At 42.0% G+C, this 13384-nt stretch carries 13 protein-coding genes and 1 pseudogene; 9 read left to right on the forward strand and 5 right to left on the reverse strand.

The annotated features are described in order from the left end of the window. Positions 1–263: 263 nt before the first annotated feature. A complete protein-coding gene (gene dapA, locus H6G59_RS20740) occupies positions 264–1148 on the reverse strand; it encodes a 4-hydroxy-tetrahydrodipicolinate synthase (RefSeq protein ID WP_190717796.1) in 885 nt (294 codons plus the stop codon). Between the two features lie 116 nt (positions 1149–1264). Continuing rightward, a complete protein-coding gene (locus tag H6G59_RS20745) occupies positions 1265–2296 on the reverse strand; it encodes an aspartate-semialdehyde dehydrogenase (RefSeq protein ID WP_190717798.1) in 1032 nt (343 codons plus the stop codon). A gap of 979 nt (positions 2297–3275) precedes the next feature. Here H6G59_RS20745 and tig point away from each other — a divergent pair. The 4 genes from tig to H6G59_RS20765 all read left to right on the forward strand — a co-directional run bounded on the left by tig (position 3276) and on the right by H6G59_RS20765 (position 7961). Then, positions 3276–4691, forward strand: a complete 1416-nt coding sequence (gene tig / locus H6G59_RS20750) for a trigger factor (protein ID WP_190717800.1) — start codon at positions 3276–3278, stop codon at positions 4689–4691. Positions 4692–4938: 247 nt separating this feature from the next. Continuing rightward, positions 4939–5637, forward strand: coding sequence for an ATP-dependent Clp endopeptidase proteolytic subunit ClpP (gene clpP, locus H6G59_RS20755; RefSeq protein WP_190717833.1), 699 nt, complete (start codon positions 4939–4941; stop codon positions 5635–5637). A gap of 9 nt (positions 5638–5646) precedes the next feature. Further along, positions 5647–6987: an ATP-dependent protease ATP-binding subunit ClpX gene (clpX, locus tag H6G59_RS20760; RefSeq protein WP_127054138.1), complete on the forward strand. Its 1341-nt coding sequence runs from the start codon at positions 5647–5649 to the stop codon at positions 6985–6987. A gap of 83 nt (positions 6988–7070) precedes the next feature. After that, complete coding sequence (locus H6G59_RS20765; protein ID WP_190717802.1) at positions 7071–7961, forward strand: alpha/beta fold hydrolase; 891 nt, start codon at positions 7071–7073, stop codon at positions 7959–7961. Positions 7962–8059: 98 nt separating this feature from the next. On the opposite strand, the gene H6G59_RS20770 is transcribed toward H6G59_RS20765, so the two are convergent. Together H6G59_RS20770 and H6G59_RS20775 are read right to left on the reverse strand one after the other, a co-directional pair. Further along, positions 8060–8197, reverse strand: a complete 138-nt coding sequence (locus tag H6G59_RS20770) for a hypothetical protein (RefSeq protein WP_190717841.1) — start codon at positions 8195–8197, stop codon at positions 8060–8062. Positions 8198–8207: 10 nt separating this feature from the next. Then, entirely contained in the window at positions 8208–9194 is a 987-nt protein-coding gene (locus H6G59_RS20775) for a GntR family transcriptional regulator (protein WP_190717805.1), read from the reverse strand. Between the two features lie 421 nt (positions 9195–9615). On the opposite strand from H6G59_RS20775, the gene H6G59_RS20780 reads away from it, so the two are divergent. Both H6G59_RS20780 and H6G59_RS20785 read left to right on the forward strand, forming a co-directional pair. Next, complete coding sequence (locus H6G59_RS20780; RefSeq protein ID WP_190717807.1) at positions 9616–10383, forward strand: dienelactone hydrolase family protein; 768 nt, start codon at positions 9616–9618, stop codon at positions 10381–10383. Between the two features lie 108 nt (positions 10384–10491). After that, the gene (locus tag H6G59_RS20785; RefSeq protein ID WP_190717809.1) at positions 10492–11394 is read left to right on the forward strand and encodes a S1 RNA-binding domain-containing protein; all 903 of its coding nucleotides are present in this window, start codon (positions 10492–10494) and stop codon (positions 11392–11394) included. Between the two features lie 49 nt (positions 11395–11443). On the opposite strand, the gene H6G59_RS20790 is transcribed toward H6G59_RS20785, so the two are convergent. Next, positions 11444–11932 carry a hypothetical protein gene (locus H6G59_RS20790; RefSeq protein ID WP_190717811.1) on the reverse strand — a complete coding sequence of 163 codons (489 nt, stop codon included), beginning with the start codon at positions 11930–11932 and terminating at the stop codon, positions 11444–11446. Between the two features lie 146 nt (positions 11933–12078). Between H6G59_RS20790 and H6G59_RS20795 the strand changes: the two genes are divergently transcribed. The 3 genes and pseudogenes from H6G59_RS20795 to H6G59_RS20805 form a co-directional block, all read left to right on the forward strand. Then, entirely contained in the window at positions 12079–12291 is a 213-nt protein-coding gene (locus tag H6G59_RS20795; RefSeq protein WP_190717813.1) for a helix-turn-helix domain-containing protein, read from the forward strand. Positions 12292–12336: 45 nt separating this feature from the next. Next, a complete protein-coding gene (locus H6G59_RS20800) occupies positions 12337–12549 on the forward strand; it encodes a helix-turn-helix domain-containing protein (RefSeq protein ID WP_190717815.1) in 213 nt (70 codons plus the stop codon). A gap of 109 nt (positions 12550–12658) precedes the next feature. Continuing rightward, positions 12659–13282: pseudogene (locus tag H6G59_RS20805) on the forward strand (molybdopterin-dependent oxidoreductase); the annotation flags it as partial. Positions 13283–13384: the final 102 nt, after the last annotated feature.

The following is a 13384-nucleotide window of genomic DNA, read 5'->3' on the forward strand; positions in this document are numbered from 1 at the left end:
ATAGTTAGCTTTCTTGTATGAAATAGAACACTGATTTTATATAGTGTAGTCAGTGTAAAAACAGCCAAGTTTTAATTCAGATATCCAATTTTTTATTGAATAAAATGAAATTTTTACTGTTCGCGGCGCATTTCGGAGAACAGGATTTTTATATCTTTCAGTTGTAGCACAGATGTTTAAAACGCACCTTAGTAGCAATTACTGCCAATTATTTATATGTATTTTGGGCAATCGGAGTTTGCCAGTATCCAACATATTGGCGCTTAGATTAAACTCAGTTCTTTCAGCACAGCCTCTAACTTTTGACAGCTTTCTGCGTCACCTTCACATAGGGGCAGACGCATTGAACCAACCTCCCAACCTTGAAGTTTTAGTGCTTGCTTAACTAGGATAGGATTTGTAGTTAAAAATAAAGCTTTAAACAACGGGAACAGTTGTAGATGAATCTCCGTGGCAATTTGAATTTTACCGACATTAAAAGCGTGAATCATCTGTTGCAGTTGATTACCTACCAGATGAGAAGCTACACTTACTACACCCTTAGCACCTATAGCTAACATAGGCAAGGTTAAAGAATCATCTCCAGCGTAAATCTGAAATTCTTTGGGTGTCAAGCGGCGAATTTCACTGGACTGGTCTAAGTTGCCGCTGGCTTCTTTAATGCCGACAATGTTGTCAATTTGGGCTAAACGTACAACTGTTTCTGGACTCAGGTTTTGACCTGTACGACCCGGTATGTTATATAACAACATTGGTAAGTCGGGACAAGCTTTTGCTATTGCCTGAAAGTGTTGATACAATCCCGCTTGCGGCGGTTTGTTGTAATAGGGGACTACTTGTAAAGAACCATGTACTCCTATTCTAGCTGCTTTTTCGGTTGCTGCGATCGCTTCGGTTGTTGAGTTAGAACCACAGCCGGCAATTACTTTAGCTTTCCCAGCTACTGCCTGCAATACCTCAACAAACAACTGGTATTCCTCGTCCCAACTTAAGGTAGGAGATTCTCCTGTTGTCCCACATACGACTAATGTATCTGTACCGTTATTAACTAGATACGCTGCTAATTTGGCTGCTACATCATAGTTAACGCTGCCGTCTGCTTTAAACGGCGTAATCATAGCAGTTACAATTGTGCCAAAATCTCCCACCCTCTTTTTACTCCTGATTAGTCATTAGTCATTAGTTATTGGTCATTAGTCATTAGTCATTGGTTATTGGTGACGAGGTAGAAGAAAGGAAGATTACACAATTACCAATTACCAAACTACGCTGTAGTCGATTGCAGTAGATTTTTCTCTATTAATAATTCGGCTATTTGCACTGCATTTAATGCTGCGCCTTTGCGAATTTGGTCACCACACAGCCATAGTTCCAAGCCACAATGATGAGAAATATCTTGACGAATTCTCCCTACTAAAACTTCATCTTGCCCACTGGCTTCTATTGGCATGGGAAAATGATTTGTTTGCCAATCTTCTACCAATTTCACACCAGGGGCTTGACTTAAAATTGCTCTAGCCTCATCTGGATTAAAAGGTGTCTCGAATTCTAGATTAATTGCTTCTGAATGAGCGCGGAGTACGGGAACCCGTACACAAGTTGCAGTTATTCTGATTTCTTGACTACCAAATATTTTGCGGGTTTCATTGACCATTTTCAGTTCTTCTTCACAATACCCTAAATCGGTTAATGGGGAATTATGAGGAAATAAATTAAAAGCCAAGGGGTAAGGCAGCACTTCAGCTACTGGCTGTTTCCCTTGTAATATGTCACGGGTTTGGGTTTTGACTTCTTCCATTGCTTTAGCACCAGCACCACTAGCCGATTGGTAGGTAGCTGCCACAATCCGTTTTACTGGTTTAATCTTATGCAATGGCCATACTGCCAAGGTCATTAAAATTGTTGTGCAGTTGGGATTGGCAATAATGCCTTTGTGACTAGCTGCGGCTTGGGGATTTACTTCTGGTACTATCAAAGGAACTTCTGGGTGCATACGGAAAGCACTGGAGTTATCTATCACCACTGCGCCTTTGGCTACTGCTACCCCAGCCCAGGTTTTGGATGTTCCGCCGCCCGCACTAGCCAGCACTATATCCACATTTTCAAAAGCCTGTTCAGTTACAGGCTCAATCGGTATATTTTCTCCTTTAAATTTGAGTGTTTTGCCGACACTGCGCTCAGAGGCTAACAATTTTAAATTAGCAATCGGAAAATTCCGGCTTTCTAGTAATTCCAGCAACTCTGTGCCTACAGCACCAGTCGCTCCCAAAATAGCTACACGATAGGATTTAGACAAACTCAACTCCTCCTTTAAGAGGTTATTAACAATTTTTTGGCACAAATCACAATATTTATAATGGGCAAATCATAAGTTAAATAGGTTTGAATAGTTTTGAGAGCTTTTTCAGGTTTGCTGAATCAAGATATGAGATTCAAAAATTATATCCTCTCAACTTTGGCTTTTGGCGCTGAGTTCGATTGCTTATCCCTCAAGAAATTCTAGGAAAGAGCTATCGCGTTAGACTTAATTCATACTTCAATCCAGCAACATCTGTTTTCTCAATTTATTCAAAATTTCAACCCTTTATATTTTTTATACTTTAGCGATATGGACTTTTACAATAATTACTGATTAAATTTCACTTGGGAATTTTCATCAAATATTATCATATAACAAACGGTACTTTCAGATAAAAATTGAAATATTGGCATTGAGGTATTTTCTGTATGCCTGACCTATCAGGTAAAAAAGCCTGTTGCCTGTAAAGTTAGGTTGCCGATAGTCAGAAATATACTCTATTTACGATAGATTCAGAACCAGGACATCAGAAAATATCTATGTAGCAAAATAATATTAGCACTCTTTTTGCAGAAAGCTGTCACAACCAATGGTAGAACCCTAGACTGAGAGTTACTATGTTGAAAGGATATCATGGTATGAGCCATCTGATCAGCACTACTAATGCCCAGTTGTGAGTAAAAAACCCAAACAGTGGAGAATTTAGCAGGTTTTTTAGTCCCAAGCACTGAATAACTGCTCAAGACTTATGAATTTGAGGTAAAAATGCTATCGGTAAAGATATTGCAGTAAAGTGTTAAGTCTTTTGCCATTGGCAGTAAACTGGATATCTGCTAGAGGGCAATTGTCCCCACCTTAGATTAGATCATGTCTACAAGGCATATCCTATCCCCTGAGACAGCAAGTTAGTAACGCGAACCATACGCGTCTTGGTATGTACTCAGAGATGAAAACACCAGAAAATTAGAGACAACGCATGAAAGTCACCCAGGAAAAACTTCCCGCCAGCCAAATTGGGCTGGAAATAGAGATTACACCGGAAATTACCAAACAAAAATACGAACAGGTTGTTAAAAACTTAAGTAAAACTGTCAATATTCCTGGGTTTCGCAAAGGCAAAGTACCCCGGCAGATATTATTACAGCGCCTAGGCGTAACTCGTATTAAAGCAGCAGCCCTGGAAGAATTAATTCCAGATGGTATTGAAGAAGCAGTCAAACAAGAAGCTATCCAGGCCATTGGTCAACCGCGTTTACGCTCATCCTTTGATGATTTGATTAATAATTATGAACCTGGGCAACCCTTGGTGATTTCAGCTGCGGTTGATATAGAACCAGAAATCAATTTGACGCAGTACACAGGTTTGCAAGCCAAAGCCGAGGAAATCAAGTACGATCCCACAAGGGTGGATGAGTTACTAGACAAGGAACGCCAAGAAATGGCTACCTTGATTCCTGTGGAAGGACGAGCAGCCCAAATTGGGGATATCGCCGTAGTTGATTTTAAAGGTGTGATCACCAAAGCTGAAGGTGAAGACGAATCAGCAGAACCCACACCAATTCCCGGTGGAGAAGCGACTGATTTTCAAGTCGAGTTACAAGAAGATAAGTTTATCCCTGGTTTTGTCACCGGTATGGTAGGCATGAACCCTGGAGACACTAGAGAAATTGCGGCGCAGTTTCCAGATCCTTATGCTAACAAAGAGTTGGCTGGTAAACCCGCACTGTTCACAGTAACACTCAAAGAAATTAAAGAAAAAGAACTACCGGAATTGAATGACGATTTTGCTCAAGAAGTGAGTGAATTTGAGACATTGGCACAATTGCGGGCATCTTTAGAAACGCGCTATCAAAAAGAGGCTGAAGATAAAACTAAGGCAAATCAGCAAGAAGCCTTGTTAGAAGTACTGATCAAAAACGTAGAAGTTGATTTACCAGCGACCTTAATTGAACAAGAAGTCGATGCCATGTTGACACAGACAGCAATGAAACTGTCACAGCAGGGGCTAGATGTGAAAAAGCTGTTTACCCAAGATATTATTCCCCAATTGCGGGAGCGATCGCAGCCAGAGGCAATTGAACGCCTAAAACGTTCCCTAGCCATCCAAGAAATCGGCAAACGCGAATCTATCCAAGTGACACCTCCAGAAGTTCAAGCTAGAGTCAAAGAACTGATAGAACAGTATCCTGACGAAGACGTAGATCCTGTAAGACTACAATCAGTGGTAGAGAACGAACTGTTAAACGAAAAAATCATTGATTGGCTTTTAGCCAACTCCAGTGTGGAACTAGTACCTTACGGTTCTTTAAGTGCGACAGAGGAACCAGCAGCAGAATCAGCAGATCAAAGTCCTGAAACTGCTACCGAAGAAGCAACTACAAGTCCTGAGTAAGGAAGATGGGGAGATGGGAAGACGAGGGAGATAGGGAGAAATAATTACCTTCTGCCTTCCGCCTTTGCGCCTCCTACTTCCTGCCTCCTGACTTCATACTCAGCATCCAAGACTAACTTCAACGGCAAGAATTTATATTTATATAAGGCATAATGGTTAACACATAGCTCAAATCAAAATTCAATCCGTGAAAAAAGCAGCCATAACGGCTGCAAAATCTGTCCCACTTATTGTTAAATATTCTTGTATGCTTGTATCGCAGTCGGGAAATTACCCAATTAGCAGCTTGAGTCCTATAGGCATTAGTTGCAACTTGAGCAGTCCTAGCAACATCGTCCCGATGGTGGTAGAACAATCAGGTGTGGGGGAAAGGGCTTTTGATATCTACTCCCGCCTACTGCGAGAGCGGATTATTTTTTTGGGAACACCAATAGATGATGCTGTCGCTAACTCAATTGTGGCCCAATTGCTATTCTTAGATGCTGAAGACGCAGAAAAGGATATTCAACTTTACATTAATTCTCCTGGTGGTTCTGTCTACGCAGGGATGGCAATCTATGATACAATACAGCAGATACGTCCCGATGTTGTGACCATCTGTTTTGGACTAGCCGCGAGCATGGGGGCCTTTTTATTAACATCTGGAACTCCTGGAAAGCGGATGTCTTTACCTGACTCCCGGATCATGATTCACCAACCCCTTGGTGGCGCTCAAGGACAAGCCATTGACATTGAAATTCAAGCGCGAGAAATTCTTTACATTAAGGGTAACTTAAACCAGTTAATGGCCAAACATACTGGTCAACCTTTAGAAAGAATCGAAGCCGATACGGAACGCGACTTTTTCATGTCGGCAGAAGAGGCGAAGAATTACGGTTTGATCGATCAGGTCATTTCCCGACAAAATCTTCCCACAGCAGGGGAAAACGTCACCATTCTGAAATAAGAGGCTGGTATGTCTAAGTACGACTCCCATTTAAAATGTTCATTTTGCGGCAAGTCTCAAGAGCAGGTGCGTAAATTAATCGCGGGGCCGGGAGTCTACATCTGCGATGAATGCGTTGACTTGTGTAATGAAATCCTAGATGAGGAGTTACTTGATACGAATGCTGCCGCTTCCCAACCAGCACCACGGTCAGAACCACCTCAAAAACGCCGTACCCGTTCTGCTAATCTCTCATTTAACCAAATACCCAAACCCAGAGAGATTAAAAAATATCTAGACGAACACGTTATCGGTCAAGACGAGGCCAAAAAAGTTTTGTCAGTGGCAGTTTACAATCACTACAAGCGCTTGGCTATTGTTCAGTCTAAAGCGAATGGTAAAGGTGGAGTAGATGATGCCATAGAACTACAAAAGTCCAATATTTTATTAATGGGACCCACCGGTTGCGGCAAAACTCTCTTAGCGCAAACTCTGGCAAAAATCCTTGATGTCCCCTTTGCTGTTGCTGATGCCACAACGCTGACAGAAGCAGGGTATGTAGGGGAAGATGTGGAAAATATCTTGTTGCGACTGTTGCAAGTGGCAGATTTAGATGTAGAGGAAGCACAGCGGGGAATTATCTACATCGACGAAATTGACAAAATCGCCCGCAAGAGTGAAAATACCTCGATTACAAGGGATGTTTCTGGAGAAGGGGTACAGCAAGCTTTGCTGAAAATGTTGGAGGGAACAATTGCCAACGTTCCACCCCAAGGCGGACGTAAGCACCCTTATCAAGACTGTATCCAGATTGATACTAGTAACATTCTGTTTATCTGCGGCGGTGCCTTTGTAGGCTTGGAAAAAGTCGTAGATCAGAGAGTGGGTAAAAAGTCAATGGGCTTTGTCCAACCGGGAGAAGGTCAAAGTAAGGAAAAACGGGCAGCAGATACACTGCGCCATCTTCAACCAGATGACTTGGTAAAATTTGGCATGATTCCCGAATTCATAGGGCGGATGCCAATGGTAGCGGTGGTAGATCCCCTGGATGAAGAGGCGCTCATGGCAATTCTCACTCAACCACGCAGCGCTTTGGTGAAGCAGTACCAAAAACTGCTGAAAATGGATAATGTCCAGTTAGATTTTAAACCAGAAGCCTTAAAAGCGATCGCGCAAGAAGCCTACCGTCGTAAAACAGGGGCGCGGGCTTTGCGGGGTATTGTGGAAGAATTGATGCTGGATGTCATGTATGAGTTACCATCCCGTAAAGATGTCACTCGCTGCACTGTCACCAAGGAAATGGTTGAGAAGCGTTCCACTGCTGAACTGCTAGTACATCCTTCTTCACTACCTAAACCAGAATCAGCATAATAGTCATTAGTCACTAGTTATTAGTCATCAGTAAAGGCACAATGACTAATGACAAAGGACTAATGACAAAGGACTAATGACTAATGCCTTATATCAAAGTTCGCGGGGTTGAGCATTACTACGAGTGGATGAAAAAATCATCGGATTTGGTAAAGCCAGTGATGATTTTCATTCATGGTTGGGCTGGTTCGTCTAGATATTGGCGCAGTACGGCTGAGGCTTTATTAGCAGAATTTGATTGTTTACTCTATGATATGCGGGGGTTTGGACGTTCCCGTGGTAAACCTACCATAGTCCAAGCTGGGGAGTCTTTGGTTGAGTCACAGTCAACTGAGGAAAAAGCTGAGGCCATTGCTGAGTTAAGTTATGAATTAGAAGAATACGCTGAAGATTTGGCTGCTTTGTTAGATGGGTTGCAACTTCCGCGTGTTTATATTAATGCTCATTCAATGGGTGCTTCCGTTGCCACTTTGTTTATCAACCGCTACCCAGAAAGAGTGGAAAAAGCGATTTTAACTTGTAGTGGCATTTTTGAATATGACGAAAAAGCATTTTCTGCCTTTTATAAATTCGGTGGACTAGTAGTTAAATTCCGTCCCAAGTGGTTAGGGAAAATCCCCTTGGCTGACAAGATATTTATGGCGAGATTTTTGCATAGCCCCATCCCCAAATCTGAACGTCAGGCTTTTTTACAAGATTTTATTGATGCTGATTATGATGCAGCTTTAGGGACAATTTTTACTTCTGTTAGTAAGCACCAAGCCGAAATCATGCCCCAGGAATTTGCCAAATTAACAGTACCAACGCTGCTGGTAGCTGGAGAATATGACATCATTATTCCAGCTGAATTGGGACGGAAAGCGGCTGCACTAAATGAGAAAGTTGAATTAGCTTTGATTCCGAATACAGCCCATTTCCCCATGCTGGAAGACCCAGAAACTTATTTGCAGCGAGTACGAGAGTTTTTACAATAATTCGTAATTCGTAATAATGCCTACGGCAGGCTACCGCCAACGTAATTCGTAAACAGGGAATAGGGAACAGGGAACAGGGAACAGGGAACAGAGAATTCTTAATTTTCCCCGCGTCTCCGTGTCCTCCCCGTCTCCGTGTCTCCGCGTCTTCCCCTACCCGTATCTCCCCATCTCCCCATCTCCCCATCTCCCCATCTCCCCATCTCCCCATCCCCGCGTCCTCCCCAAATCCCCAAGTCCCCGGACTTAAATCAAGCCAAGTTCTCGTTTGAGCAAGTTAATCGACTGAGTACCAATGTAGTTTTCGCAGCGAATCAGTTTGGGTGGACGAATGAGATCGTCTAGAACTATTTGCACTCCTGCTTGTACTGCTAAATAGCTGGTTTGATCGGTACAAAAAGTTATTTCCGCCCGTTTGATGATTGCTTGCAGTTTATAAGCATCCTTTGGTTGGGAAGTCATCACCAATAGTTCATCCCCTCGTAAACCGTGCAGGATGATCTCTGTCGCTCTGAGAATACCAGGACTAAGGCTGACAATGCCAATACAACTAGCTTTGGGAAGGCTTTTAACTACATTGAGTTCCTTGGCATAGTCGTGGATATCTAGGGGAATCACACGCACAGCTTTTGGCGCTGCGATCGCTTCTACTTCTCCGATAAAATATCGACTGGTGACTAATGTGGCCGAGGTAGTTTTATCTAACACCGCCGATAATTCTTCCATCGCTACCAACTGGACTGGGATTTTTAAGGCTTCTTGTAATTCATCCACCATTAATTCCCCAGCACCAATGTCTTGAGATGGTACTACTACCAGAACTCTAGCACTACAACGCAAGCGCCAGTCTACTTCTGCTAAACATAGTTCTCGTGCTTCATTCAGAGAGCAACCTTGATTGAGCAATTCATCCAAGGCTTGTTGGACTACTTTGTATGCTTCGGGATATTGCTTAAGAATAGGTGACTTTGACCTACTTCCGCCCTCATGACCTTGGGTTCGGACATAGATTCCTGAACCTGCCAGACTTTCGACAAATCCTTCTTCCTCCAACTGCCGATAAACCTTACTAATCGTATTCCGATGTAATCCGGTTTGCATTGCTAATGCCCTAGTGCTGGGCAATTTGTATGCAGGTGGATATTGCCCAGATGCGATCGCAAATCGGATTTGATTAAACAGTTGGTTAGATGCCGGAATTTCACTATCTGGCTGAATACGGAATTGAATCATCACCAATTCTCCTGATTACTGGTAGCTGCTCTTTATCAACTGTGTATGCTACCCGGTTAAATATATTATTGATATGTTCAGTGAGTCGGCACAATCAAACCGATGTATGTGTAGTTTTGTAAAAACCTTGAATTGAGATATTTTCAAGGTATAGCAACAGACAGGGCGGTTAGGACACCAACTGATTATAAAACCTAGACACCGAAAGACTTTTCAAACTGTCACCTGTCACCTGTTCTCTGTCACCTGCTATATTTGTTGATTTTAGATTTTGTTACATAGGTTGATTTTTTAACGCCGATTTACTTGGATTTTGCTGATGGATATTGCGAATACATACAAGGGATAATTTGGTTGAAAACAGCCTGAACATACTGGCATAGTTATATCAGACAATTACAGCGCTATAGTAAAAATTATTATGACAGAACGAGTCATAGACACCACAACGGTTAATCTTCCTCTACAAGAGACTACGTCAACGCCAGATAATTTGCAAATGGCTGCTTACCTGGCACAACCTCAAAATCTTGGTACTTATCCAGGAATTGTGCTTCTGCAAGAGATTTTTGGTGTCAATGATCATATTCGGGATGTAACAGAACGGATTGCTAAACTAGGATATGTAGCCATTGCTCCGGCACTCTTTCAACGTCAAGCACCTGGATATGAAGCAGGTTACACCCCCGAAGATATTGAAACGGGTAGAGGTTACGCCATGCAAACCAAAGCCTCAGAACTATTAAGCGATATTCAACTAGCTATCAATTATCTCAAAAGTCTTCCCAAAGTCAAACCCGATGCCTTTGGCTGTATTGGCTTTTGTTTTGGCGGTCATGTAGCATATTTAGCCGCCACCCTTCCAGATATTCAAGCCACGGCTTCCTTTTATGGTGCTGGTATTACCACCCGCACACCCGGAGGTGGAGAACCTACTGTTACCCGCACCAAAGACATTCCTGGAACTATCTATACCTTTTTTGGCAGAGAAGATGCCAGTATTCCTCAAGAACAGGTAAACCAAATCGAAGCCGAGTTAGAAAAATATAACATTTCCCATCGTGTGTTTCGCTACGATGGATCTGAACACGGATTTTTCTGTGACCGTCGTGCCAGCTATAATCCTAAAGCTGCGTCCGATGCTTGGGAACAAGTACAAAAACTTTTTGCCAGCGTTTTAGCAGTGTAAAAAGAGGTTTTTTAAGAGACTCCCTAGTTGATTTCTCCTGAACTCCTGGAAAGCGTAGCTTCACGAAGCAGCACTCCTTCTTCTCATAACAATTTATCTTCAAACATCATGAATTCCGAATCACAACTTTCTCAAACAGCCAATTCGTCTTTTTCAATGGACGATTTTGCCAAAGCACTGGAAAAACACGACTACCAATTTCAAAAGGGACAGGTTGTACATGGTAAGGTGTTTCAACTTGAGCATGATGGAGCTTATGTTGATATTGGTGGTAAGTCGTCGGCTTTTCTCCCCCGCGAAGAGGCTTCTTTGAGAGCAGTAACTGATTTGGCAGAAGTCCTACCGTTGCAGGAGGATATGGAATTTTTGATTATCCGAGATCAGGATGCTGAAGGTCAAGTTACTCTTTCTCGTAAGCAGTTGGAAATTCAGCACATCTGGGAGAAACTCGTACAAATGCAGGAAAATTCCCAAACAGTCCAAGTGCGGGTAACAGGTGTGAATAAAGGTGGTGTTACTGTTGATCTTCTTGGTTTACGGGGATTTATTCCGCGATCGCACCTTGCCGAACGTGATAGTCTGGAAGCACTCAAAGGTCAAACTCTAACTGCGGGATTTTTGGAAGTCAACTCTAATACCAAAAAACTCATTCTTTCCCAACGTTTAGCCACTCGTTCTAGCAACTTCAGTTTATTAGAAGTCGGTCAATTAGTGGAAGGAAAAATTACCGGCATCAAACCTTTTGGTGTATTTGTAGAGTTAAGTGGTGTTAGCGCCTTACTGCACATCAAACAAGTAAGCCAAAAATTTATTGAATCTTTGGAAAAAGTCTTTCAAATCGGTCAGCCTATCAAAGCTGTAATTATTGACTTAGATGAAGGTAAAGGTCGAGTCGCTATTTCTACCAGAGTCTTGGAAAACTTCCCTGGTGAAGTGCTGGAAAACATGGAAGAAGTGATGAGTTCAGCTGAAGCCCGTGCTAACCGTGCTGCTAATAAACCGGCAGAATAGGTAATTGGTGATTGGTGAGATGGGCGAATTACCTTTCACCTATATTTTTTTACACCAGTAACAGCGCTTTTTCCTGGCAATAGCTTCTTCGCAGTTCTTGTAATGTTTCTTCAGAAAAGGCAAATTTAATTAATGCAATTAATTGACCCCAACTGTAAAGCACAGACTCTGAAGAAGCTTCGCAAAATTGACGAGTAAAAAATACTCCCCACCATGAAGGGGCGTGCTTTCTTTGAGTATAATTACTGTATTTACGCCAGCGTTTGCGCCACTTGATACAGTCTGAAGTAGTGGGAGAATCTACGCTGATAATCGGCGGAAAATCGGCGTAACTGACAAATTTACTTAAACCTTTGCCGTGGACATAAACCACGTAACGCCAACATTCAACTTTATAAATATCCTCAAAATTAATTTTGAACATCACGCAAACAGCATCTTCAGTCACAAATCTTGTTAATTGATGGAGAGTTGATGATTTGTGGACAATTTTTGATGTGCGAATAGAAGTTGTTTTTGGCTTGAGAGATGATACCATGATATAAGTGTTCTTTTGAAAGTAAGATTTACTTTTGAAAGCGATGACACCTTTGGGATCGCTTTTCAGTTGACAAAGCCGGAGGGCGATCTTTTTATTTGATCTAATCTAGACTAGACTTATATAAGTCATCTGTCAAGTAAATTATGGGAATGATTCGGCTAAAGATTCGAGAGTTTGCTGGTGAGAAAGGTTGGACATTGAAAGAGGTATCTGACCGTTCTGGTGTAGTTTACAGCACACTCCGAACTTATGCGCGATCGCCTGGACTAGCAACAGTAGATTTTACAGCCATCCAGAAATTAGCCCGCATCTTTGATGTCATGATTGAAGACTTGGTAGAAGTAGTGGAAGACTAACCAATCCAAGTTAATCTACACATATAATGGTGTATCAAGTAAATTATGGGGCTAATTAGGCTAAGAATTCGAGAATTCGCTGATGAAAAGGGTTGGACGCTCAAAGAAGTTTCTGACCGTTCCGGTGTGGCATATAGTTCTGTGAGAGCCTATGCAAGAGCGCCTGGATTAGCTATGGTAGACTTTACATCTATACTTAAAATGGCTCGCATCTTTGATGTCATGATTGAAGACTTGGTAGAAGTAGTGGAAGAGTGATTTCACGTCAAGTCTAAACGTTCTATACAATATCTCTATAGGTTTAGACAGTAAAAATAATTTTTGGCAATAATAATAGTTAGTTAAGCGAGTTGAAATTTGGCTAACTATGGATAATTTACCCGAAATCAAGTCTAACTCCCCTGCTGGGGGTGGTTTACCTGTAATCCAATATTGGGTAGAAAAAACCCTCTCACCACAAGGGTTACAATTATGGCAAACCCTCAATCATAAAAGTACGTGTTTATCCTGCGCTTGGGGTACAGGTGGACAAAAAGGGGGGTTTGTAAATGAAGCGGGAGAATATTTACAACGCTGTGCTAAAAGTGTAGAAGCGATCGCAGCGGAATTGCAACCAGGAATTAAACAAGATTTTTTCCAACAATATAGCATCAGTGAATTACAACAACTTACTTCTCAAGAATGCGATCGCTTGGGTAGACTTAGTTATCCTCTCATTCTCAGATCAGGATCATCCCATTATCAACGCATTAGCTGGGAAGAAGTTTACCAAATCGCTACACAAGCCTTTAGTTCAGCACCAGAACGCATTGCTAGTTATAGTTCTGGACGTTCATCTAACGAAGCTGCCTATTTACTACAATTATTAGTGCGATCGCTTGGTAGTAATAATTTAGCAGATTGTTCAGATTTATGTCACGCGCCCTCAACCGTAGGCTTAAAAAAAGTTTTCGGTTCAGGCACATCAATGGTAAGTTTAGAGAGCCTCAAACCAGGGTAAGCTCATCTAATTTGGTATAGTATGAACTTGACAAAAGAAACAAGATAAGCAGCAGGAAGCAGAGAAAAATTTTACTTGACATGACAGCAAAAG

The sequence above is a fragment of the Anabaena lutea FACHB-196 genome, assembly GCF_014698305.1.
Taxonomy (GTDB): domain Bacteria; phylum Cyanobacteriota; class Cyanobacteriia; order Cyanobacteriales; family Nostocaceae; genus Anabaena; species Anabaena lutea.